Raw genomic sequence first — 23,546 nt, 5'->3', positions numbered from 1 at the left:
TTTCCCTGGTTCCGTTTTACTTGTAGAACTTGGGCAGCTTGACGGGGGCTGTGGTCGACGGCGGAACATCGTTGCTGCGCAGCACCTGGCCCATCACTTGATTAAACGTTACCCCCTGGGTGACGCCATAAATTTCTCCTTGGGGGCGTTGGACGGTAATACCCACCACATAGCGGGGATCCTCCATGGGTGCCATGCCGATGAACGATGACGTGTAACCGTCAAAGCCCACACCGTTGTCCGCAGGCGCTTCCGAGGTGCCTGTCTTGCCACCGGTCCGGTAGCCGGGAATGCCCACCACCTTGTAGTCGGTCATGGTCACCACGCCCTCGAGCATGTCCCTGGCATCCTGCGCTGTCTCGGGACTGATGACCTTGACGCCGGGGGCTTGCGCGGGCGTTTCCACCGTTCCGTCGGCGGCTGTGAACGAATCAATGATGGTGGGCTTGAGCCTGACGCCATTGTTGGCCACCGTTTGGAAGATCATGGTGGTCTGCAGAGGTGTTTGAGCCACGCCCTGACCAAACAGCACTGTGTACTGCTGGCGGCCATCCCAGTTCTTCCAGTCAGCCAGAATGCCGGGGCTTTCGCCGGGCAGCTCAATGCCCGTTTTTTCGCCAACACCGAACTTGCGCAGGTAGTCATAGCGTTGTTGCAAGGACAGCTTGGACCCTGCCATGACAGTTCCGGTGTTCATGGAATCGGCAATGATGCCCGCCAGGGTACGTTGTTCTGTTCCGTGGTCGAAGGCGTCGGAGAAGTTCTGGCCGCCAATGTTCAACGATGACGGAACCAGGAACTCGCTCATGGGCGTGGCCAGGCCCTCCTCCACCACTGCCGAGGCAGTGACGATCTTGTCTGTTGAACCAGGCTCGACCACCGAACTCACTGTGCGTGAGCCAATGTTGTTGGGATCGGAGGCGCCCACGTTGTTGGGATCGTAGGAATCACTGTCGGCCAGGGCCACCACTTTGCCAGTTTTGACTTCAATGACTGAAACGCTGGCCCACTGGGCGCTGTATTGCTGCTTTTGCTGCTGGGCGGCCTGTTGGGCGTAGTACTGCATGTCTTGATCGATGGTCAGTTTAACGGTTTGACCGTCGACGGCCGGGACGGTGCGCACCGGTGCGGTGGGAATGATGATGCCATTCTTGCCAGCCTGGTAGGTGCGGCTGCCGTCGGTGCCTGTGAGCTTGGAGTTCATGGTCTGCTCAATGCCGGCCAGCGGCTGGCCGTCGGCATCAACAAAGCCAACGATCGGCCCGCCCACGGCTCCCATGGGGTAGACACGTTTCGTGACAGCTTCGGAGTAGATGCCGGGCACGCCAAGCCCCGCAATTTCCTTCTCCACCAGCGGGCTGACGTCCATGGCCAGGTAGTTGTGGTTCTTGGTTCCCGTTGCGTTCTTCTTCACGTCCGCAAAGGCCAGACCCAGAACATCGGCAACCTTCTTCAGGCCTTCGTCCTTGGTGAATTCTTCGATCACGCCCGTATCAGCGTTCCGGTGCGCATATTCCTCAAAATCCGCAACATTGATTTGGGAGACGGTGATGTTGTAGCGAATGATGCTCTCGGCCAGGACCTTGCCCTTGGAATCAATGATTTTGCCCCGAACGGCCGGCAATTTCTGTACCACCGTCCGCTGATTCTCGGCAGCCTGGGCCATGTTGCCAGTGTCCAGACCTTGAACCATGATCAAGCGACCGGCAATGACCAGCAGGACCGCCAGCATGATGATGAAACCAAGCCGCATCCGTCCGCGGCCAACCTTGTTGAGTTGGAGGGCATTGACGCCCGGTGCGCTCTGGTTGGAGTTTTGTGCCACTGCTACGATTCCTTGCACTCAAGCGTTGGGGCAGTCAAAGCTGCCAGGCCCTTTCGAATAGCCTAACTGTCCTTTTGGGCGGGGGCCGGGATGGTCCCGCCGTTGAGTTCAGGACTCACGGCTGCGGCTGGATTGGGAGCTGGTGTAGTGGGCGCCGGCTGCTGGGACTTTTCGCCCGACTGGGCAATGGCGGCAGGACTCAACACAGGCTCTGCAGGCGCCACTGCTGTGGGCGGGTCAATCAGTGCTGGCGGGATGCTGGCCAGGCCCTTGGTATCTGCTGTGGCAGGCAGCGGTGAACCGCTGACAGTTTTGTTCCGCACATCTATCTGGCCGGTGGTTCCGGCCGGCACCATGCCCAGGGCTGCGGCCCTTGAAACAAGGTTCTGCGGCGCCTGGCGGGCAGCGATCTCCTGCTCCAGCGTCTGGTTGGCTTTGTGCAGATCAGACTGCTGGTTCTTCAACCCCACTAGCTCATACTGGCCCTTGCTTACGGAGATGCTGGTGCCCAGGACTACGGCTGTTGCTGCCAGGATCACCAGAAAGAAGATGACCACCACGGAGGAGCGACTCCGGCGTGGCGTTGAGACCACCAGGGAGAGCGGTGTGCGCGCCTTCTTGGTTTTGGGGTCCGGGAGCAAAAGTTCGGGGTCGTCGTGCTGCAGTCTCAGTGCCGTGTTGCCCTCGGTCACGGTGAAGGTGCGTGATGCACGCTGGCTCATGATGCACTCCTGACTCTGATCTTTTCCACTGCCCGCAGCCGCGCCGATGCGGCCCTTGGATTTTCTGCGATTTCCTCATCCGTGGGGATTTCGGTTCCCTTGGTGAGACGTTTAAGAGTTGCCTTGTGTTCTTCGAGTTCCACCGGGAAGCCGGCCGGGGCCGAGGAAGAGGAGCCAGCGGCGAAGACTGCCTTGACGATCTTGTCCTCAAGGGAGTGGTAGGACATGACTACTGCGCGGCCGTGGAGGGCCAGGGCGTCAACGGCTGCTGGAATGGCGGTTTCCAGGACGCTGAGTTCCTCGTTGACTTCAATGCGCAAGGCCTGGAATGTTCGCTTGGCGGGGTGGCCACCCGTTTTGGCGGCGCCGGAGGGGACAACATTTCGGATGATATCCACCAACTCCCCGGTTCGGGTTAGCGGCGCAACGTTTCGCGCTGCAACAATATGGTTCGCTATACGGCCGGCAAATTTTTCCTCGCCCCATTTGCGGATGATGCGAACCAGGTCCTCCTCGGAGTACTGGTTGATGACGTCCGCAGCTGTTTGGCCCCGACTGGTATCCATGCGCATGTCCAAGGGAGCATCGAAGGAATAAGCAAAGCCGCGCTCACGCTCATCCAGTTGCAAGGACGAGACGCCCAGATCCATGAGGATGCCGTCAATGCGCCGAATGCCAAGATCATCCAGCACAGAGGCGATTTCGTCGTAGACAGCGTGCACCAGATCGGTGCGGTCCGCGAAGGGTGAAAGCCGCTCCCCCGCCAAACCCAGCGCTTCGGTGTCCCGGTCAATGCCAATCAGGTGCAGATCCGGGTAGCGCTGCAGCATAGCTTCGCTGTGGCCGCCCATGCCCAGTGTCGCGTCAATGACGATGGGGGTGCGGCCGGCTGCCCGGGCAACCTCAAAAGCCGGGGCCAGGAGATTGATGCAGCGATCTTTCAAAACGGGAGTGTGGCGTTCGGACGTTGGTGGCGTGGGGTTTTCCGACGTCATCACGACTCCGTTTCTCTTCGGTCAAAACCGGAAGGGGAAAAAATCGTTCCCCAGTGGCAATGCAAATATGGCAATGAAAATCTTTTCTGGTGCTGCTGTACTGCTGTGCTGGAATCCGTCGACACCGGCGCCTCTTGCGTGGTGTGTTCTTAAACCAGATCCCCCTCCGCGCCAAGCCTTGTCCTGCCTGGCTCCGGGGAAGGTGAGTCAGGTTGAACCATGCTGGGCGGCTGGAGATCTCGCTCAAGATCATCACCAGTGAAACGAAAGTGCTCTAGCTAATTCCGGGAATTGCTTGTTCATCAGTGGCCGAGAACGCACCCTCCTTGGCTGCCAAGTACTCGCGCCAAGCTGTTGCATCCCAGATCTCCGCCCGGCTGCCGGCACCAATGACCACCAGTTCCTTCTCCAGGCCCGCATAGGAACGCAAGGTGGCCGGAATGGTCACGCGTCCCTGTTTGTCAGGCACCTCATCTGAGGCGCCTGACAGAAAGATTCGGATGTAGTCGCGGGCCGCCATGTTCGACAGTGGCGCATCCTGCATTTGCGCCAAGACCTTTTCAAACTCCCGGGCACTGAAGACGTAGATGCAGTTTTCCTGCCCTTTGGTAAGGACAAGTCCGCTGGAAAGCTCCTCCCGGAACTTTGCGGGAAGAATGATCCTTCCCTTCTCATCAAGGCGCGGTGAGTGTGTTCCGAGAAACAACCCATCACCACCTTCAATGTCGAGACTTTAGGACCAACCTAGCCCTATTCCCTCTTACGTGCTCCACATTACTCCACAATCCTCCACCGTCAATTCCATTTGAGCCCGTGTTCCCCTCAAATGTTCCAAAGATTTCCCATGTTTCCGGGGAAGTGATCCGTGTCAACATAGTGGAGGGGAAAAATCAACAATGACGTCGCGAACTGGATTTTTGCCACATTTTCACCCCACCAGGGGCCAATCTGGGGGCGATTGCCGCCTCTAGGGGGGGAAAGTGGAGGACTTTGGTGGCCACTGTGGAGGACTTTGGCGCCACCCGGCGTGTGTGGGCGCGGACAGGTAGGGCACCCGGCGGGGTCGTGAACCACATCCGTTGGGAAAAGATCACTTAAACACAAATAGGCCCCCCAGGGGGCCTATTTATTGGGAATCTCATGGCTCAGGCACAGCCTGAATGTAAAGGCCAGCTTGATCCGGCCGACGGACGCTCGTTAATACCTCACGCGCACGTCAACCCATCGCCTACTGTTCGCGGCGGCGCTCGTCCCACTTCTCTTCAAGATTGTTCATGAAGCCGCTCTTGGGCTTGGCACCGGCATTGCCGCCAGCTTTACCAACCCTTTGCGGGTCAGCCCCAAACTTCGGTTTCGAGATGGCCAAGTAAACTCCTGCACCCATGACGAGGAATCCTAGAATTCCCACGACTATTAGTTGGGAGGCCACACCGCCCAACAAGATCATCAACCCGATGATCACCACCAGCACGCCGATCACAATGTTCCGTGTGGACAGTGATCTGCTGGGTGAGGTGGACAAGACGTTGGCAAACTTGGGATCTTCAGCATGCAACTGCTGCTCCAGCTGGTCCAACAGTCTCTGCTCGTGCTCAGAGAGGGGCATGACGACCTCCTTCAGGTCAGGGCCGTAGGCGTCTGTACTCGTTAACGTCCTTGCAACGTCATCGGTTCCCCGGGGGTCAGGTACACGCCGTGTCCCTAATTTACCCAGATCGTCAATGAGTTGGGAAGCCATCCAAGATTTAACTCCTTGTACTAACAATAGGCTTGATTTTGCCGATCTGAAACCCGCATCTGCAAAGGTGTTGACAAGCTCCACGTGAGAGTTGCGAGTCGCCGTTCAGGGCCTGGAAAACGCGCCCCACCCGTCCTGCACGGTGGCGTAACAAACGCAATTTTTGTTTACGGTGAATCCCGCGGTTTCAGGAGCCTGGCCGGCACGATTTTGGCGCTGCCAAAGCGTGCCGCAATGGCATCACCCACCACCTCTGTACTACGGTTATTGTCCTCACGCGGGTCCAGGGAAAATTGCAGTGGGGCAGAGTCCACCGATTCCAGCTGGTCAATGCGCACCCCTATCAGGCGCACGCTCTGGGGTCTGGTCCCGAGGGCAAGTAGCAGCGCCACGGCCCCTGCGTAGATTTGGGCGGCACTGTCAGTGCCCGCTCCCAAGGTTTTGGACCGGGTGATGGTCGAAAAGTCTGTGTACTTGATTTTCAAGGCCAGGGTGCGGCCACTGAGATTGGCAAGCCGCAGCCGCGCGGCCACCCGGTGCGAGAGGCGCAACAGTTCACGGGTGAGAATCTCGTCGTCGTACGTGTCTTGGGCGAAAGTCTCCTCGGCACCAATACTCTTCTCCGCGCGCACCGTTGACACGGGGCGCGGATCGATCCCCCATGACAGCGCATGCAGGGCGGACCCTGTGCTGCCCAGGGCCTTTTGCAAGCTTGCCACGGGAGTGGCGGCAACATCCGCCACGGTGAAGATCCCCAGACGGGCCAGGACTTCACGGGTTTTTGCCCCCACTCCCCACAGGGCTTCCACCGGCAAGGTGTGCAGGTAGGCCACTGTGCCTTCCTGCTCGATCAGCAGCATCCCATTGGGTTTGCACCGGGTTGACGCCACCTTGGCCACAAATTTGCTCGCCGCTATCCCCACCGAGGCAGTAATTCCTATCTCCGCAGAAATCCGCGAACGGATCAACGCCCCAATTTCCAAGGGCGTACCCAAACGCCGGAGAGCACCGCGAATGTCCAGAAACGCCTCATCCACACTCAGTTGCTCCACCGTGTCAGTGATGGAGTTGAAGACCTCCATCACCTGGGCCGAAACCTGATAGTAGAGCTGGTGGCGAGGTTCAATCACGACGGCGGTCGGGCACAGGCGTAGCGCAGTCGCCATGGGCATGGCCGAGCGAACCCCCACGGCCCGGGCTTCATAGGAGGCTGAAAGCACCACCGAACGTCCCAGCGGGTGGCCAACTATAACCTTCTTGCCCACCAAATCCGGGCGCTCGCGCAACTCCACCGAGACAAAGAACGCGTCCATGTCAACATGCATGATGGTGCAGCCGTCTTGCTCGGGAAGCTTGTCCTGCTGCAGTTGCTGGTTCACCCCTCAAGTCTAGTGATGGTGAACGCTGCACCCCACTGCGGGAGTGAGGTGCACAACATGTGCTGGGGTACCGTTGCCCGTAGTGGGTAAACTGAGAGTTGGTGCCAACGCACCGGCACCGGCAGCAAAGGAAAAGTCATGACAAACTCCACACCCCGCCCCGGCTCCCCCCTGTTGCTCGCACGCAGGGGCCTGTTCGGCGTCGCGGCAAGTTCCGCCGTGATACTTTTGGCCGCTTGCTCAAGCCCGGCCACACCCACCAACACGCCAACTGCAACCGCGTCAAGTGCGCCAGCGGCTACACCCTCAACCGCTGCGGCTACCGCCTCAGGCACCGAAACGGCCGCTGCCACCGCAAAGTCGGCTGTGAAGGAGCTCGTTGACGGCTTTCCCAAGACGGTGGTCCCGCTCATGACGGGCGCGCAGATCCAGGCGTCCAGCGTTCAGCTGACCACACCTGTTTCCGTTGCCGCACTGACTGCCACAGTGACGGCCCCTGCCGCCGATGTTTTGAGCTACTACTCCAAGGTCTTTACCGACCAGGGCTTCACTGCCCAGCCCGGCGACGCCGTGGACGGAGTGCCGCTGAAGACGTTTATCCGGGCTGGGGGCCAGGAAATCATCACCGTCTCGGTGGTCCAAACAGCGGCCACAGCCACCTTCACGGTGGGCGCCACATTGTTGCCTGCCTCGCTGAAGTAGATTCACCCAGTTCAACGGCGCAGCATGCCCCGGGCAAGATCATGCCCTCCCTGCGCAACCCCCCTACGACCGGCCAGCACCTCCCACAGCTAGGAACTCTGAAAGCATGAACGCAACGCCTGAGCAGACTGACGCCGCCATTGCTGGTGAAAACGAGGCCTACATTGCTGGCGTTGCCGCGCAATTGAATGACTTCCTGGCCGAGAAGCACCAGCTCTTGGCCGAGATTTCTCCGGCGACGCTGGTCCTGATCGATTCCATCAAGACACTTGTCACTGGTGGAAAACGGATGCGCGCGCTGCTGTGTTACTGGGGCTGGCGCGGCGCGGGGGGCGCCGCCGATTCGACGTCAATCATTGCCGCGGGAGCGGCCCTGGAACTCTTTCAAGCCGCGGCCTTGATCCACGATGACATTATTGACCGCTCGGATACCCGCCGCGGCGGGCCCAGCGTGCACAAGCAGTTCAGCACGCTCCACGCTGATCAGGGCTGGGCTTTGGACGCTGAACGATTCGGCCATGCTGCGGCCATTCTGACAGGCGACCTGTGCCTGTCCCTGAGCGAGGAAATGTTCGCCCGCGTGGACCAGGGCAGCAACCCACGGGCCCGTGCGGTTTTCAACCTCATGCGAACAGAGGTCATGGCGGGGCAGTACCTGGATATTTTGGAAGAAGTGGCCGGCCCCTCAAAACCACACAACACTGCTGTGGCCAGGGCATCGGCCATCATTCGCTTTAAGAGTGCCAAATACTCCTCGGAGCACCCCCTGGTGCTCGGTGGCGCACTGGCCGGCGCCCAAGAGTCACTTCTGGCGGGTTACAGCGCCTTCGCCCTGCCTTTGGGTGAGGCCTTCCAACTGCGCGACGACGTCCTGGGAGTTTTTGGGGACCCGGTACAAACGGGAAAGCCGGCTGGCGACGATCTTCGCGAAGGCAAACGAACGGTCTTGGTGGGACTGACCATTGACGCCGCGGCAGAGGCCGAGAAGGAATTTGTTGATAAAAATCTGGGCCGCCAGGACTTGACGGACGCCGAGGTGGCCCGCCTGTGCGCCATCATGGTCGAGTCGGGGGCGCTTGCCAGCACCGAGGCCATGATCGCGGATCTCAGTGAAACGGCCTTTGCCGCCTTGGACACGTTGCCCATCGAGGACTTTGTGTCGGTGGCGCTGTCAGCTTTGGGCCGCGGCGCCGTTTCCAGGACGTCCTAGTCCCCAGCTCCTCTCCAATGAGATCCGCTGGCGCGTCTCCCATTGGAGCCTCTCGGAGCTGTGGGCCCACCAGCCGCTCCCAACGGTTAAGCAGACGCGCCCGTCCCCGCTTTTCGCACCCGTAGGAACGGGTGCGAAAAGCGGGGACGGGCGCGCTGGCAGTGCCAGGCCCGCGACGCTGGGGCCCAACACTTCAAAGGTTTTGAATTACCAGCCCAAGGCTGATGCGCGACGGCGAATTTCAGTCTTCCGGCCGGCGTGCAGGGCATCGATGGGACGGCCCGGCAATGACTCATCAAAGGTGAAGAGCCAAACAATGGCTTCGTCATCTTCAAATCCTGCATCGTGAAGCACCGAGATGGTGCCGCGCAGGCTTTCCAGGATGTGGTCATCGGCAAAGAATTCGGCCGGAACAGCTCGAATTGAGCGTTCACCTATACGTGCTGCCAGCAAGGAACCGTCCTTGACCATGGCGTGGACTTTGGTGACCGAGACATCAAGTTTCTCGGCTACATCGGGCAGGGGCAGCCATTCGCTGACTACTGTTTCAACTTTACTCACACTCAAAGGTTCCCACAGATCAGCTCCCACGGTATAAAGCTGCCAATAAATTGTGCCTGATTCCACAAATAAACCCGCCACGCTGGTGGTTTAGTGTAGGTTCAATTTGAGTCACATCAGTAACATCGTTACCAATAGCATCATCCGTAACGGAAAACTTGAGGTATGCACCCATGACACCCACACGCCCCTCGACTACCGCCGGCAAGCAGCTAGCAGCAGTCGCCACAGCAGCCATTCCCGTAGTCATGCTCTCCTCCTTAGCCATGGCCCCGCCCGCAACGGCCGCTCCGGTCAAGACCCAAACAGCGCCCCACGGCGCCATTGACGGCAAGAGCGTCCTTGCCGCAGTCAAGGCCCGCACGTCCACCGGCACCAGCATTTCGGCTGCTGTCGTGGCAACGTCGGTTCCCCGCGGACTTCCCGCCAAGGCAACCATGCCCGCGCAAACCGCCACCAACAGCAAGCACACCGTTGCCGCAGGCGACACCGTCTCAGCGATTGGCGCACGCTACGGTGTCTCCACGCAGTCAGTGCTCACACTGAACAACCTCTCCGCCACTTCGATTATCCACCCCGGCAAGGTCCTGCTCATTTCCGGAGATCAGGCAGCTGCTGCCAGCCCCACGACGGCAACCGCGGCAGCTAGCTACACAGTGCGCAGCGGTGACACGCTCAGCGGAATTGCGGCCCAGCACAAGGTGAGCCTGTCAACGGTATTGTCCTTGAACAATCTCAATGGCAGTTCCATCATCCATCCCGGCCAGGAGATCAAGGTGGGTGGCCAGGCGGCGGCGGCTGCGCCGTCGTCCCCGCAGGTCTCCACTGCCCAGCCTGCCGGCGGAGACAACTATGTCATCAAGGCCGGGGACACCCTCTCCGCCATTGCGGCGAACCACGATGTGAGCGTTTCGGCGTTGGCATCCGCGAACAGCATGGAGCTGCGCAGCACCATCCATCCGGGCAAAACCCTGGTGATCCCCGGAATCGGAACTGCCTCCAGCGACATCACGCCGCTGGCGCCGTCACCGGCGGCCCCGGGCGCCCTGACCGAGGACCAGAAGGTGCCCAACACCTTCCTGCACTACGTCTACCCCGATGCCGTTGTCAGTGACGCCAACAAGAACAAGGCTGAACTTCTGGCAGCGCCGGCACCCAACCGGGCGCAGATGAAGGAGATTGTTGCCAGCACAGCAGCAAGCATGGGAGTGGATCCCGCGCTGGCCCTGGCGTTCGCGCAGCAGGAATCCGGTTTCAACCACCAGTCAGTGTCACCGGCCAACGCCATTGGCACCATGCAGGTCATCCCGGATGCCGGCGACTGGGCCTCGGGCTTGGTGGGCCGGAAGCTGAATTTGTTGGACCCGCAGGACAATGTGACGGCCGGCGTGGCGATTATTCGGGCGCTGCTCAAGGGTGCACCGTCGGAGGATTTGGCCATTGCCGGTTACTACCAGGGCCAATACTCGGTCAGTGTGAACGGCATGTTCAAGGACACTGTCATTTACGTGGCCGGCATCAAAGCCAACCGTGCGCTTTTTAGCTGAATTGTTTTCACTAAACTTTTAGCCCGCTAAAGTACGCTCTCAACGAAAAGGGACGCCCTGCACTGTGTTGCAGGGTGTCCCTTTTCGTTTCAACTCATAAGCTGGAAGAGTGCAAGATCCCGCAGCTGACCCCCTGATCGGGTCCACCGTTGATGAGCGCTACCTGGTTTTGTCCAAGGTGGCTCACGGCGGCATGTCCACAGTGTATTTAGCCAAGGACTTGCGCCTACACAGAAACATTGCGCTGAAGATCCTGCATCCGCACCTGGCCACCGATGCCGCCTTCATTGCCCGGCTGCAGCGGGAGGCCCAAAGTGCGGCGAGCCTCTCCCACCCCCATGTGGTGCAAATCCATGACCACGGTGTGGGTCCGCAGCACGCCTACCTGGTCTTTGAATTCATTGACGGCTACACCCTGCGTGATGTCATCAATCAACGTGGGGCCCTGAGCCCACGGCAGGCGCTGGACCTGCTGGATCCCGTCGTTGAGGGCCTGGCGGCCGCGCACAACGCCAGCCTGGTTCACCGGGACGTGAAGCCCGAGAACGTGCTGATTTCACGTCAGGGCTGGGTCAAGATCGGTGACTTCGGCTTGTCCCGGGCCGTCACCACCAACACCAACACGGGAACGTTGCTGGGCACGGTGGGCTACATTGCCCCTGAGCTTGCCCAGGGCCACAATGGCGATGCCCGCAGCGACATTTATTCCGCCGGCATCATGCTCTATGAACTACTCACAGGCGTCCAGCCCTTCCGCGGCACAGTGCCGGTTGCCGTGGTCATGGCGCACATCCAAGATGACGTTCCGGCGCCTTCCCTTGCCATTGCCGGGCTCCCTCCGGTCATGGACGAGCTGGTGCGCTACATGACCGAGAAGGATCCTGACCACAGGCCTGCCAATGGCGCCGCACTCCTGGAGGACCTCCGCCATATCCGCCAGACACTCACGCCTGCCGAATTGGATTTTGGCGGCACCCCGTTGGGCCAGCGTCCCGTGGTGGGATCCAACGCCAACACCGAGGCTATTTCCCAGGCAACCTCTGCGATTCACAACGATGCCACCAGCGTAATTGCCGCCCCCAACTTCCCCACCTCAGTTCTGCCGCCGTCGTCGAGGCTGTACACCGAGGATTCCCGCACGGACATGTACGACGCCGGGAACACCAGCGCCGCGCACATCGGCGCCAGCTCCTATGCCCAGGCGGGAGACGGCACCTCCGCGCCTGCCCTTTCCAAGCGCCAGGCCAGCGCCGATGCCAAGGCCCGCGCCAAGGCAGCCGCCACACCGCAAATAGTTCTTGGCCCCAAAAACCCCCGGCGCAGGGCCCTGTTGTGGAGCCTTCTGGTGGTGCTGCTCTTCGTCGTTGTCGCGGTTGCCGGCTGGTTCCTCGCTTTGGGTCCCGGCGCCCTGTCAACGGTCCCTGACGTCCACAACAAGACAGTGGCACAAGCCCAGGAACTGCTGCAGGCCCAAGGGTTTGAGCTGCTACCAACCTCCAACGTGTTTGATGAGAAGGTTGCTGCCGGTTTTGTGGTGGCCACCGATCCCGGCGCCGGGGAATCGATCCGGAAGTTTCAATCGGTCACCTTGAAAGTCTCGGCAGGGCCTGTTCTCTACAAGGTCCCCGCCGTGACCGGGCAGGCACTGGACGCGGCCCAGACACTCCTCACCGACGGCCAACTGGCCGTGGGCACCGTCACGGAGACCTTCGACGAGAAGGTGCCGGCCGGCGTCGTACTGAGTCAGGATCCAGCCACGGGGAAAGAGTTCCGGGCCAACACCAAAGTGAACCTGGTGGTCTCCAAGGGGCCGGAGCCCATCCCTGTCCCGGCCTTGGCAGGCAAAACCGAAGCCGACGCCGTGGCAGCCCTGAAGGCCGTGGGTCTGGTGGCAGCCATCGCTCCCGAGCGCGTCAACAGTCTCACGGTTCGCACCGGTTCGGTAGTCTCCCAAAGTCCGGACGCGGGCAACCTCAAGGCCGGCGACACCGTCACCCTGACGCTCTCCAAGGGACCGCGGATGATCACCGTACCCAACCAGGTGGGCAAGCAGGTTGACGCCGCCACCAAGGCGCTGGAGGACCTGGGCTTCAAGGTCAGCGTGGAGAAGCTGCTGGGTGGATTCTTCGGCACAGTGCGCTTCCAGACGCCCGACGGCGGCCAAGCCCCGGAAGGCTCCACCATCGTGCTGCAGGTCATCTAGCGCCGCCCCTGTCGCTGGGACGACGAAACGGTCATCCGCTGACGCTATTTCAGCAGCGGATGACCGTTTCGGTGTCTCAAGGATGAGCGGGTACAGAAAAGTCCCGTTCAAAGGACCCGGGAGCGGCTTCGGGCGTCCGCGAAGCGGGCGGGGTCCTTTGAACGGGACTTTTCTGCGGGAACTACTTGGACTTGCCCAGTGCTTCAGCGACCAGGAATGCCATTTCCAGTGACTGCTTGTGGTTCAGGCGGGGGTCGCAAACAGACTCGTAGCCGGTCAGGAACGCTTCCTGGTCCACGGGGTCGGCGCCACCGAGGCACTCGGCCACGTCGTCGCCGGTCATCTCCACGTGCAGGCCACCCGGGAAGGTACCCTGGGCCTGGTGAACTTCGAAGAAGCCGCGGACTTCATCAATGACGTCGTCAAAGTTGCGGGTCTTGTAGCCGTTGGGCGAGGTGACTGTGTTGCCGTGCATGGGGTCTGTGACCCACAGCACCTGCGCACCGGAGGCCGTTACTTTCTCCACCAGGTTCGGCAGCTTCTCCCGAATGTTGGTGGCACCCATGCGCGTGATGAACGTCAGGCGGCCGGGTTCGCGGTTCGGGTCAAGCTTTTCAATGAGGCGCAGTGCATCATCAGGGGACGTGGTGGGGCCAAGCTTCACACCGATCGGGTTGCGGACACGGGAGAGGAACTCCACGTGGGCCTGATCCAGGTCGCGGGTGCGCTCACCAATCCACAAGAAGTGGGCGGAGGTGTCGTAAGGAAGGCCCGTGCGTGAGTCGATCCGCGTCAGTGCGCGCTCGTAGTCCAGCAGCAGTGCCTCGTGGCTGGCAAAGAATTCGACAGTCTTCAATGCCTCAAAATCGGCACCGCAGGACGCCATGAACTTAATCGCGTTGTCGATGTCCTTGGCCAGCTGCTCGTAGCGGCTGTGGGCCGGGTTGGAGGTGAAGCCCTTGTTCCACTCGTGCACGCTGCGCAGATCGGCAAAGCCGCCCTGCGTGAAGGCGCGGATCAGATTCAAGGTGGATGCCGAGGTGTGGTAGGCCTTGAGCATGCGGGCGGGATCGTGCTGGCGGGATTCCGGGGTGAAGTCGTAGCCGTTCACGATGTCGCCACGGTATGCCGGGAGGGTCACGCCGTCGCGCGTTTCATCATTGGAGGAACGCGGCTTGGCGAACTGGCCGGCCATGCGGCCCATCTTGATGACAGGCAGCTGGGCGCCGTAAGTGAGCACCACTGCCATCTGCAGGATGGTCTTGACGCGGGCGCTGATCTTATCCGCCGTGGCGGCTTCGAAAGTTTCGGCACAGTCGCCGCCCTGAAGCAGGAACGCCTTGCCCTGGGCAGCCTGGGCCAACCGTGAACGCAACACGTCCACTTCACCGGCAAACACCAGCGGCGGCAGGACCGAAAGCTCCTTCACCGTGGGCTCAAAGGCCGGGGACTCGGACCAGGTGGGCTGCTGGGCAATAGGCAACTCGCGCCAAGCATCCAGGCCCGGATATACGGCAGCACCGGGGACGGAAATTCCGGCGGCGGGTGCTTGTGTCGAGGTAAAAGTTAGATCAGTCACGCCTTAAGCCTATCCCCCCGAACGACTGGCCAGAAACCAGTCCATGTCCTGAGATGGCGCCTGGACTAGATACCGGCCGGTGCGGCTGGTATTTGGCCCCTATTTGGCTGATTCCTGCGGGTCTTCCACAGCGGGAGGCATGGCCTCCTGAGTATTCGTCTTGGCACCAATGATGCTTACCGTACCGGGCAACAACGTCGGTTCCGGTTCCAGCCGCACAGCACCGGCCGGATTCTTGGCATCGCCTACGGTTGCTTTGCCATCCTTGCCGTCTTTGCCGGGGGCCGCCTTGGTGTTCTTCTCGGCCTTTTCGGCCGCCAGTTTCTCCTTAACGGTGGTGGCGTAGGAATCAACATATTCCTGGCCGGAAAGTCGCATGAGTTCATACATGATCTCATCCGTGACGGACCGCTGCACGAACCTGTCATCGGCCATGCCCTGGTACCGGCTAAAGTCCATGGGTTCACCAAAAATCACACCCAGGCGGCGGATGGTGGGGATCCGCCGGCCAATGGGCTGGACCTTGTCGGTGCCAATCATGGCCACAGGGATCACCGGCACGTTGGCCGTGAGCACAAGCTTGGCCACCCCCACTTTGCCACGGTAAAGCCTGCCATCGGGGCTGCGTGTGCCCTCGGGATAAATGCCCAAAAGCCCGCCATCCTTGAGCACCTGGACGCCCGTGTCCAGGGAACTCGCGGATGCGGCACCTCCCGAACGGTCCATGGGCAGCTGGTTGGTGAGCTTAAAGAAGGCCGCCGTCAGCCGGCCCTTGATGCCCTTGCCGGTGAAGTAGTCGCTCTTGGCCAGAAAAACCACTGGCCGCGGCACCATGAGGGGCATAAAAATGGAATCGGAGAAGGACAAATGGTTGCTGGCCAGCACCGCCGGACCCTCGGTCGGCAAGTTGTCCAGGCCCTTCGTCCAGGGACGGAACAGTACCTTCAGGACCGGGCCCAGAAAAATCTTCTTCAATACCCAATAGATCACTGTGGTGTTCCTCCTCTGGTGCTCCCGGCTGCAGGCAGACCGAGTTCAGCGCGGTACCCCCGCCATGGACGTACCAACAGTAGTCTAGTGACAGCGGCAGCAATTAGTGCACAGCCCAGCCGTGCCAAATCAAGCAATCTATCCGGCGAATCACACCGGGCAGGAAAGGGGCCATCACCATGGCGCTAGCGTTCCGTTCAGAGGGGCACGGGGATTTGGCCCGTGTCGGTGTTGCTGTTTGCCATGGGTTCACTGGTTCGCCGGTCAGCATGCAGGGATGGAGCGATTATCTGGCTCAGGAAGGATTCGCCGTCAACATGCCCTTGCTGGCTGGCCACGGCACCACCTGGCAGGAGCTGTCCAAAACTCCGTGGGAGCATTGGTACCGGGACTTTGAGGCGTCCTATTTGGAACTGGCAGCCCGGTGCGACACTGTTTTTGTTGCCGGCATGTCCATGGGAGGGGCCTTGGCGTTGCGAGTGGCGGCACTTCATCCTGTGGCGGGGGTGGCCGTGGTGAACCCGGGGCTGACGTTCAGTGATCCGCGGGCCAAATACTCCGGGCTGCTCAAGTGGCTGCTCAAGAGCGTGCCCGCCATTGGGGACGACATCAAAATGACTGGGATCAGCGAGGAGGCCTACACCCGCACACCCGTCGCAGCCGTGCACGAACTGTCCCAACTCTTCGTTGACACCATTGCCAGGTTGCCGCAGGTTACGGCACCCACGCTGGTATTCCGCTCCAGCGTGGACCACGTGGTGCCCGACACCAGCATTTCCTTGCTGAAGGAAAACCTCAGCAATGCCGAGCTGCAGCTGGTGACGCTGGAAAACAGTTACCATGTAGCCACCATGGACAACGATGCACCGTTGATCTTTTCCCAGTCAGCTGACTTCTTTCGGAGGAACATTCATGCACTCTGACCCCGGCGCGGGCACCCCGCACCCCGGCGGCACTGACGATGAGGTGTGGCGCGACCTTGTAGCCCGGCTGGAAGAACCCGAAGATTCGTTTCTGGACGCCCCCGATGCGACAGCACTACCACCAGCCACCGGAACCGCCACCGTCGAGCCCGACACCAAGGGCGTCGTTGACTTTGACCCCCTGGGCGTGTGGCAGCGTCAGGAAGCTCCGGCACCCATGGAACGCCCCGGAACTGATTACACAGCAGACGGTGCCCCGTCACAGGGTCCCCGCGACTATGTTGCCGAGGACGACGACGAGGGCTTTGTGCCGGAGGAACTGCCCAGCCTGGCCAATTCCGAACCAGCCATCGTGCTGTCTTGGATCGGCGCGGCCGGCGGCCCCATTTTTCTCGTCATTGCTGCCATTTTTTGGCGCCAAATCCCCATGATGCTCGTGATTGGTGTGATAGCGGCATTCCTGGCCGGAACCGGCTACTTGCTGTACCGGCTGCCGAACCACCGCGACCACGACAGCGGCGACGGCGCCGTTGTCTAGTTGGCTCCACAGGATCGGCTCAGGCGCCGCGGCGAAGTTGGCAAGCGGCTAGGCGCTGGCGTCTCGTTCCTTGTGCGCCCTGACCCGGGCCAGGTCGGCTGCGCCGATCAACCCGGCAGCCGGACCCAATTGGGCCACCGTGATGTGGGCTTCTTTTCTGTAGCCCCGTCCGGTGAGATTCCGGGCATAGGCTCGGCGGGCAGGCTCCAACAACAGCTCACCGGCGGTGCTTAACCCGCCCCCGATGATGAAGAGCGCAGGATCCAAGGCGGCAGCCAAGTTGGCGATGCCCAGCCCAAGCCACTCGCCCACCTCGGCGACCAGTTCCTTCGCCGTCGCCTCACCCTGCAAGGCGAGCTCCGTGACAACTGTGCCGGTGATGTCCTTGCCCCGACCGTTGACGGCGCCCAACAATCCGGCAGCCATGGGTGAATGCTTCTTGGCTAGTTCCCGGCCTTCACGGCCTAGTGCATTGCCCGAGGCGTACTGCTCCCAGCAACCCCGATTGCCGCACTCACAGCGGTGGCCGCCCGGCATGATGATTTGATGGCCAAACTCGCCAGCCATGCCAAAACTGCCGCGCTCCACCCGCCCGTCCATGACCAGTGCCCCGCCAATGCCGGTTCCCAGCGTCAGCATGACGAGCCTGTTCTGGCCGCGGCCGGCTCCAAAGCGCCATTCGGCCCAGCCCGCAGCGTCGGCGTCGTTGGTCACTAGGACTGGGCGCCCCAGCATGGCTTCCAGGGTCTGGCGCAGGGGCTCCTCGCGCCACGCCAAATGCGGGCTGAAAACCACCGTGGACCCGTCCAAGTCCATCCACCCCGCAGCCCCAATGCCGATGGACTCCACGTGGTACTTCGCATCGAGTTCGTTGACCAGCTCCACAATGACGGCTTCCACGGCACGGGCATCACGCCCGGGCGTATCCCGGCGCAGTTGAGCTAAGATGGCGCCGTTTCCATCCACCACCCCGGCAGCAACTTTGGTGCCCCCAATGTCAATGCCCAGAGCCAGGCCGCCACGGTTGGGGCCGCTTACGGGCGCGGCCAGGGCGGGTGCGGGGTTCGGAGCTGGAACAGCGGAATCGGGAGGCGGCAATTGCATTGGCTCAGTCTAGTCAGCACGGCGAATCAATTCACCAAATTGAAAGTGTGAGCTGGACAACATAAAGTTACTCACCGGTAACAAAATTCTCCCGGCAGATGGCCTGCTGGCCGGATAGAGTAAAGCAACACCAACGCAGGCCCACATATCAAAGGAGCTATTGTGCAAGAGATTTCTGTTCCGGCCAAGGTCGTCAGCCCGCCCACCATGAATGTCACCGATTTCGTGCTGCGTCAGGCGAAGCTGGCCAACAACCCGTCACTTTTCTCCCGTCGCAATGAAGACAATGTGTGGGTCGATGTTTCCGCCAAGGAATTCCATGCAGATGTCTGCGCCATCGCCAAGGGCCTGATAGCCGTCGGAGTCAATGTTGGCGACAGGGTGGGCATCATGGCCCGCACCCGCTACGAATGGTCCCTGGTGGACTTCGCCATCTGGTTTGCCGGTGCCGTTTCCGTGCCGATCTACGAAACCTCCTCCCCGTCCCAGGTGGCATGGAACCTGGGCGACTCCAACGCCGTCGCCGTCTTTGCCGAGTCCGGCAAACACGAGAACATCGTTCGGCAGGCCGCTCACAACGAAGGCCTGGATGCCTTGGCCCATGTGTGGCAGCTGGAAGGAGACGGCCTGGACACTCTGCGCGACGCTGGCAAGGACGTCCCGGACGAGGCACTCGAGGCAGCACGCACCGCCAATGGCTTGGCCGATGTGGCCACCATCATTTACACCTCCGGCACCACGGGGCGCCCCAAGGGCTGCATGTTGACGCACTCAAACTTTGTGGAGCTCAGCGAGAATGCCTTGGCTGTTTTGGGGGCGACCGTGGTGGTCCCGGGTTCGCAAACCATCATGTTCCTTCCGCTGGCCCACGTTTTTGCCCGCTACATCTCCGTGCTGGCTGTCGCAGGCGGTGCCAAAGTTGGCCACACTCCGGACATCAAGCATCTCCTGGAAGACCTCCAGAGCTTCAAGCCAACCTTCATCTTGGCCGTTCCGCGCGTCTTTGAAAAGGTGTACAACTCGGCCACCCTCAAAGCCGAGAGCGAGGGCAAAGGAAAAATCTTCGCGGCGGCCACCAAGACCGCCATTGAGTTCTCCCGCGCAACCCAGGATGGCAAGGTTGGCTTGGGCCTGAAGCTCAAGCACCTGGTTTTTGACAAGCTGGTGTACGTCAAGTTGCGCAACGCCATGGGCGGCAACGTCCGCCACGCAGTTTCCGGCGGCGGCCCGTTGGGCGAGCGCCTTGGCCACTTCTTCCAGGGCATCGGACTGCAGATTCTTGAGGGCTACGGGCTCACGGAAACCACCGCCCCCATCACTGTCAACCGCCCCGAACACATCCGCATCGGCACAGTCGGCGCCCCTCTGCCCGGCAACGCGGTAAAGATAGCCGACGACGGCGAGATCCTCGCCAAGGGTGTTTGCGTCATGAAGGGCTACTTTGGCCGCGAGGACTTGACGGCTGAAACCTTTGTTGACGGCTGGTTCCGAACGGGCGACATTGGCGAGCTGGACGATGAAGGATTCTTGAAGATCACAGGTCGCAAGAAGGAAATCATCGTCACCTCCAGCGGAAAGAACGTGGTTCCGGCCCTGTTGGAGGACCAGATCCGTGCCGATGCCATCGTCTCGCAGTGCGTGGTCATTGGCGACCAGCGCCCGTTCATCGCCGCCATAGTGACCATTGACGAGGAGGCACTGCCGCAGTGGGGCAAGGCGCACGGCCTCACCGCCGGCATCAGCGTTGCCGCGGCAGCCAAGGACCCCATTGTCATTGCCGCTGTGCAGGGCGCAGTGTCCCGAGCCAACAGCACAGTTTCTGCTGCTGAGGCCATCAAGCAGTTCCGGATCGTTGACACCGACTTCACCGAAACATCGGGCCACCTGACGCCGTCCATGAAGGTCAAGCGCGCCCAGGTGCTGAAGGACTTTGACACCGTGGTGGATGAAATCTACCTAAGCAAGAAGCCCGTCTAGCCACCAAAAAAGTGACCCGCAGTAGTGGTCGAAAAAACGCGATTTCGCGTTGTTTTTCGACCACGACTGCGGGTCAGTTTTGTTTTAGGAGATGACTGCCAACAGGTCCCCGCCTTGGACCTGGGCGACCTCAGCGACAGCCAGTCGGGTCACTGTGCCGCCCACCGGCGTCGTAATGGATGCTTCCATCTTCATGGCCTCAATGGTGGCAATGGTGGCACCGGCTTCGACCACATCCCCCACGGCAACCTGCAGGCTCACGGCGCCAGCGAAGGGCGCAGCAACCTGGCCCGCAACTGACTCATCGGCCTTCTCGGCAACCTTGACGGTGCTTTCAATGCTCCTGTCCCGCACCGTGACGGGACGGCTCTGGCCGTTGAGCTTGCAGGTAACAGTGCGCATGCCCTTTTCATCGGCCTCGGAGATGGTTTCCAGCTCCGCGATCAAGTGCACTCCCTTGCCCAGATCCATGACATGTTCCACGCCGCGGCGCAGCCCGTACAGGTAATCGCGGGTGTCCAGCACGGAGACGTCACCGTAGGTTTTGCGCACGGCCTGGAAATCCTTGGTCGGGCCGGCAAACAGCAGTCGGTTCAAGGCTGCCCGGCGGGTGGTGCTCTCGCCGGCCAATTCAGCACTGTCGGCCCCAGTCAAGGTGCCCATGCGCTCAACAATGGTGCGCCCCTGCAAGGCCTTGGTGCGGAACGGTTCCGGCCAGCCACCGGGAGGGGTGCCCAGCTCGCCGCCCAGGAAGCCCACCACGGAATCGGGGATGTCGTAGTTTTGCGGGTTTGCCTCGAAATCGGCAGGATCGGCCTTGATGCCCACCAGGTGCAGGGCCAAATCGCCCACCACCTTGGACGACGGCGTGACCTTGACCAGGTGCCCCAGGATCCTGTCCGCCGCCGTGTACATATCCTCGATCTCCTCGAAGCGCTCCCCCAAGCCCAAGGCGATGGCCTGTTGGCGCAGGTTCGACAGCTGGCCGCCCGGGATTTCGTGCAGGTACACACGGCCCGTGGGCGCTGCCAGTCCTGATTCGAAGGGCGAGTACAGGCGCCGCACGGCTTCCCAGTACGGTTCCAGCGAGCTGATGGCCGCCAGGTCAATGCCTGTGTCGCGTTCGGTGTGGGCCAGGGCTGCAACCAGGGCCGAGGCAGAGGGTTGGCTGGTGGTGCCGGCCAACGACGCCGAGGCGACGTCAACGGCGTCGACCCCTGCATTGATGGCCGCCATCAGCGTGGCCAGCTGGCCGCCCGCCGTGTCGTGCGTGTGCAGGTGCACCGGCAGGTCAAAGCGTTCGCGCAGTGCCGTGACCAGCTTGGCGGCGGCTGCCGGGCGCAAAACCCCAGCCATGTCCTTGATGGCCAGGATGTGGGCGCCGGCATCGACAATGCGCTGCGCCAGTTCCAGGTAGTAGTCAAGGGTGTAGATGGTCTCGGCTGGGTCCAGCAGGTCACCCGTGTAGCAGAGGGCTACTTCGGCGACGGCTGTCCCCGTGGCGCGCACAGCCTTGATGGCAGGTTCCATCTGGTCAACGTCGTTGAGGGCGTCGAAGATGCGGAAGATGTCGATGCCACTGGCTGCAGCTTCAGCCACGAACGCATCCGTAACTTCTGCCGGGTAGGGCGTGTAGCCAACAGTGTTGCGCCCGCGCAGGAGCATTTGCAAACACACGTTGGGCAGGGCTTCGCGCAGTTTGGCCAGGCGCTCCCAGGGGTCCTCACCGAGGAAGCGGAGGGCAACGTCATAGGTGGCACCACCCCAGGCCTCAACCGAGAGCAGCTGGGGCGTCAGGACCGACACTGCCGGGCCGGCTGCCAGCAGGTCCCGGGTGCGCACGCGGGTGGCCAGCAGGGACTGGTGCGCGTCGCGGAAGGTGGTGTCAGTGACGGCCACAGCAGTTTGAGCGCGCAACCCTGCGGCGAACCCTTCCGGACCCAGCTCGGCGAGCAGTTGCCGTGTTCCGGCCGGAGCCTGGGCCACGTCAACCTCGGGCAGTTTGCTGGCGGGGTCTGCCAGCACGGTCAGCTCCCCGTGCGGCTTGTTGACGCTCACATCAGCCAACCAGGTCAGCAGCTTGGTGCCACGGTCCGAGGAGACATGTGAGTTCAGCAATTCGGGGCGCTCATCGATGAAGGACGTTGCCACATCGCCTGCGTTGAAGGCGGGGTCTTCCAAAACTGCCTGCAGGAAGGAAATGTTGGTGGACACGCCGCGGATTCGGAACTCTGCCAGGGCACGTCGGGCACGGGCCACCGCTGCGGGGTAGTCGCGCCCGCGGCAGGTGAGCTTGACCAGCATGGAATCAAAGTGCGGGCTGATCTCGGCACCGGCGTAAATGGTGCCGCCGTCGAGCCTGATGCCCGCGCCACCAGCTGAGCGGTAGGTGGTGATCTTTCCGACGTCGGGCCGGAAGCCGTTTGAGGGGTCTTCGGTGGTGATGCGGCACTGCAGGGCCGCACCCTTGACGTGGATGTTTTCCTGGGTCAGGCCCAGATCGGCCAGGGTCTCCCCCGCGGCGATGCGCAGCTGGGCTTGGACCAGGTCGACGTCTGTGATCTCCTCGGTGACCGTGTGCTCCACCTGGATGCGCGGGTTCATCTCAATAAAGACGTGCTGGCCGGCCCGCTCCCCCACGGTGTCCACGAGGAACTCGACTGTGCCGGCGTTGACGTAGCCCATGGCCTTGGCGAACTTCACGGCGTCGCTGTGGAGGGCCTTGCGGATGTTCTCATCAAGGTTCGGCGCCGGGGCGATTTCAATGACTTTTTGGTGGCGGCGCTGCAGGGAGCAGTCACGCTCAAAGAGGTGGACCACATTGCCTTCGCCGTCGGCCAGAATCTGGACCTCAATGTGGCGCGGGCGCAATACGGCCTGTTCCAGGAACATGGTGGCGTCCCCGAATGCGGAGTCCGCTTCACGCATGGCGGCTTTCAAAGCTTCCTCAAGGTCTTCTGGCTTGTCCACACGGCGCATGCCGCGGCCGCCACCGCCTGCCACAGCCTTGGCAAAGATGGGGAAACCAATGTCCGCAGCCGATGCCAGCAGTTCTTCCAAGTTGTCGCTGGGCGCACTGGATTTGAGGACCGGAATGCCTGCTGCTCTGGCCGCGTCAATGGCATGGACCTTGTTGCCCGTGAGTTCGAGGACCTCGGCTGGGGGGCCGACGAACGTGATGCCGGCTTCCTTGGCAGCTGCCGCAAGATCCGGGTTTTCAGACAGGAAGCCGTAGCCGGGGTAGATGGCGTCCGCGCCGGCTTCCTTGGCAACGCGGATGACCTCTGCCACGTCCAGGTAGGCGCGCACCGGGTGCCCCTCTTCGCCTATCAGGTACGCCTCATCGGCCTTTTGCCGGTGGATGGACGTTCTGTCCTCATAAGGGAAAACAGCAACAGTCTTGGCCCCGAGCTCGTAGCTGGCCCGGAAAGCACGGATAGCGATTTCGCCGCGATTGGCAACCAGAATCTTCGAAAACATCTCACTCCTGTGTGAACGATGGTGTGGTGGCACGCACAAGCCGTAAGTGGAGTGCGCGGATCACAATCGAGAG

18 protein-coding genes are annotated in these 23,546 nt (G+C 61.4%); 7 read left to right on the top strand and 11 right to left on the bottom strand.

Translation table 11 applies throughout. From position 1 onward, the window contains the following. Positions 1-16: 16 nt before the first annotated feature. From CVS28_RS12280 to dinB, 6 genes are all read right to left on the bottom strand, one after another. Complete coding sequence (locus CVS28_RS12280) at positions 17-1,825, bottom strand: peptidoglycan D,D-transpeptidase FtsI family protein (RefSeq protein WP_341476408.1); 1,809 nt, start codon at positions 1,823-1,825, stop codon at positions 17-19. A 62-nt stretch (positions 1,826-1,887) separates the two neighbouring features. After that, positions 1,888-2,547 (bottom strand): cell division protein FtsL, encoded by a 660-nt coding sequence (gene ftsL / locus CVS28_RS12275; RefSeq protein ID WP_103466241.1) that lies wholly within the window; start codon positions 2,545-2,547, stop codon positions 1,888-1,890. Further along, positions 2,544-3,542, bottom strand: a complete 999-nt coding sequence (rsmH, locus tag CVS28_RS12270) for a 16S rRNA (cytosine(1402)-N(4))-methyltransferase RsmH (protein ID WP_103466242.1) — start codon at positions 3,540-3,542, stop codon at positions 2,544-2,546. Before rsmH ends, ftsL begins: the two co-directional genes overlap by 4 nt. Before the next feature lie 274 nt (positions 3,543-3,816). After that, positions 3,817-4,248 (bottom strand): division/cell wall cluster transcriptional repressor MraZ, encoded by a 432-nt coding sequence (gene mraZ, locus CVS28_RS12265; protein ID WP_103466243.1) that lies wholly within the window; start codon positions 4,246-4,248, stop codon positions 3,817-3,819. 522 nt (positions 4,249-4,770) lie between these two features. Then, positions 4,771-5,148, bottom strand: coding sequence for a DUF3040 domain-containing protein (locus tag CVS28_RS12260; protein WP_103466244.1), 378 nt, complete (start codon positions 5,146-5,148; stop codon positions 4,771-4,773). A gap of 299 nt (positions 5,149-5,447) precedes the next feature. Continuing rightward, a complete protein-coding gene (dinB, locus tag CVS28_RS12255; RefSeq protein WP_103481752.1) occupies positions 5,448-6,605 on the bottom strand; it encodes a DNA polymerase IV in 1,158 nt (385 codons plus the stop codon). 192 nt (positions 6,606-6,797) lie between these two features. Here dinB and CVS28_RS12250 point away from each other — a divergent pair, with 192 nt between their 5' ends. After that, entirely contained in the window at positions 6,798-7,361 is a 564-nt protein-coding gene (locus CVS28_RS12250) for a hypothetical protein (protein ID WP_103481681.1), read from the top strand. Positions 7,362-7,467: 106 nt separating this feature from the next. Continuing rightward, positions 7,468-8,571, top strand: coding sequence for a polyprenyl synthetase family protein (locus tag CVS28_RS12245; protein WP_103466246.1), 1,104 nt, complete (start codon positions 7,468-7,470; stop codon positions 8,569-8,571). A 207-nt stretch (positions 8,572-8,778) separates the two neighbouring features. Here the strand turns inward: CVS28_RS12245 and CVS28_RS12240 are convergent, their stop codons facing one another. Continuing rightward, complete coding sequence (locus CVS28_RS12240; RefSeq protein ID WP_103466326.1) at positions 8,779-9,132, bottom strand: Rv2175c family DNA-binding protein; 354 nt, start codon at positions 9,130-9,132, stop codon at positions 8,779-8,781. Positions 9,133-9,305: 173 nt separating this feature from the next. On the opposite strand from CVS28_RS12240, the gene CVS28_RS12235 reads away from it, so the two are divergent. Then, positions 9,306-10,679 (top strand): LysM peptidoglycan-binding domain-containing protein, encoded by a 1,374-nt coding sequence (locus tag CVS28_RS12235; protein ID WP_103481680.1) that lies wholly within the window; start codon positions 9,306-9,308, stop codon positions 10,677-10,679. Positions 10,680-10,788: 109 nt separating this feature from the next. Next, a complete protein-coding gene (pknB, locus tag CVS28_RS12230; RefSeq protein ID WP_103481679.1) occupies positions 10,789-12,882 on the top strand; it encodes a Stk1 family PASTA domain-containing Ser/Thr kinase in 2,094 nt (697 codons plus the stop codon). 181 nt (positions 12,883-13,063) lie between these two features. On the opposite strand, the gene CVS28_RS12225 is transcribed toward pknB, so the two are convergent. Further along, entirely contained in the window at positions 13,064-14,461 is a 1,398-nt protein-coding gene (locus CVS28_RS12225) for a class II 3-deoxy-7-phosphoheptulonate synthase (protein ID WP_103466249.1), read from the bottom strand. A 99-nt stretch (positions 14,462-14,560) separates the two neighbouring features. After that, entirely contained in the window at positions 14,561-15,451 is an 891-nt protein-coding gene (locus CVS28_RS12220) for a lysophospholipid acyltransferase family protein (RefSeq protein WP_103466250.1), read from the bottom strand. A gap of 179 nt (positions 15,452-15,630) precedes the next feature. Here CVS28_RS12220 and CVS28_RS12215 point away from each other — a divergent pair, with 179 nt between their 5' ends. Beyond that, positions 15,631-16,374 (top strand): alpha/beta hydrolase, encoded by a 744-nt coding sequence (locus CVS28_RS12215; RefSeq protein WP_103481678.1) that lies wholly within the window; start codon positions 15,631-15,633, stop codon positions 16,372-16,374. Beyond that, a complete protein-coding gene (locus CVS28_RS12210) occupies positions 16,364-16,912 on the top strand; it encodes a hypothetical protein (protein WP_103481677.1) in 549 nt (182 codons plus the stop codon). Before CVS28_RS12215 ends, CVS28_RS12210 begins: the two co-directional genes overlap by 11 nt. 48 nt (positions 16,913-16,960) lie before the next feature. On the opposite strand, the gene CVS28_RS12205 is transcribed toward CVS28_RS12210, so the two are convergent. Beyond that, a complete protein-coding gene (locus CVS28_RS12205) occupies positions 16,961-18,016 on the bottom strand; it encodes an ROK family glucokinase (RefSeq protein WP_103466253.1) in 1,056 nt (351 codons plus the stop codon). A 162-nt stretch (positions 18,017-18,178) separates the two neighbouring features. On the opposite strand from CVS28_RS12205, the gene CVS28_RS12200 reads away from it, so the two are divergent. Beyond that, on the top strand, positions 18,179-19,993 hold the full coding sequence (locus CVS28_RS12200) for an AMP-dependent synthetase/ligase (protein ID WP_103466254.1): 1,815 nt from the start codon (positions 18,179-18,181) through the stop codon (positions 19,991-19,993). Positions 19,994-20,077: 84 nt separating this feature from the next. Here the strand turns inward: CVS28_RS12200 and CVS28_RS12195 are convergent, their stop codons facing one another. Then, complete coding sequence (locus tag CVS28_RS12195; RefSeq protein WP_103481676.1) at positions 20,078-23,473, bottom strand: pyruvate carboxylase; 3,396 nt, start codon at positions 23,471-23,473, stop codon at positions 20,078-20,080. Positions 23,474-23,546: the final 73 nt, after the last annotated feature.

Origin of the sequence: Arthrobacter glacialis (assembly GCF_002909415.1) — a bacterium.
Taxonomy (GTDB): Bacteria; Actinomycetota; Actinomycetes; order Actinomycetales; family Micrococcaceae; genus Specibacter; species Specibacter glacialis.
The sequence above is the reverse complement of the archived record's forward strand: the minus strand, read 5'-3'. Positions and strand labels throughout refer to the sequence as shown.

Excerpts from the sequence above, each read along its gene's own strand:
- CVS28_RS12260 (WP_103466244.1), bottom strand. The coding sequence starts at position 5,148 with ATGCCCCTCTCTGAGCACGAGCAGAGACTGTTGGACCAGCTGGAGCAG.
- rsmH (WP_103466242.1), bottom strand. The coding sequence starts at position 3,542 with ATGACGTCGGAAAACCCCACGCCACCAACGTCCGAACGCCACACTCCC.
- CVS28_RS12250 (WP_103481681.1), top strand. The coding sequence starts at position 6,798 with ATGACAAACTCCACACCCCGCCCCGGCTCCCCCCTGTTGCTCGCACGC.
- CVS28_RS12205 (WP_103466253.1), bottom strand. The coding sequence starts at position 18,016 with ATGCAATTGCCGCCTCCCGATTCCGCTGTTCCAGCTCCGAACCCCGCA.
- CVS28_RS12215 (WP_103481678.1), top strand. The coding sequence starts at position 15,631 with ATGGCGCTAGCGTTCCGTTCAGAGGGGCACGGGGATTTGGCCCGTGTC.
- CVS28_RS12210 (WP_103481677.1), top strand. The coding sequence starts at position 16,364 with ATGCACTCTGACCCCGGCGCGGGCACCCCGCACCCCGGCGGCACTGAC.
- ftsL (WP_103466241.1), bottom strand. The coding sequence starts at position 2,547 with ATGAGCCAGCGTGCATCACGCACCTTCACCGTGACCGAGGGCAACACG.
- CVS28_RS12195 (WP_103481676.1), bottom strand. The coding sequence starts at position 23,473 with ATGTTTTCGAAGATTCTGGTTGCCAATCGCGGCGAAATCGCTATCCGT.
- CVS28_RS12245 (WP_103466246.1), top strand. The coding sequence starts at position 7,468 with ATGAACGCAACGCCTGAGCAGACTGACGCCGCCATTGCTGGTGAAAAC.
- dinB (WP_103481752.1), bottom strand. The coding sequence starts at position 6,605 with ATGCATGTTGACATGGACGCGTTCTTTGTCTCGGTGGAGTTGCGCGAG.
- CVS28_RS12235 (WP_103481680.1), top strand. The coding sequence starts at position 9,306 with ATGACACCCACACGCCCCTCGACTACCGCCGGCAAGCAGCTAGCAGCA.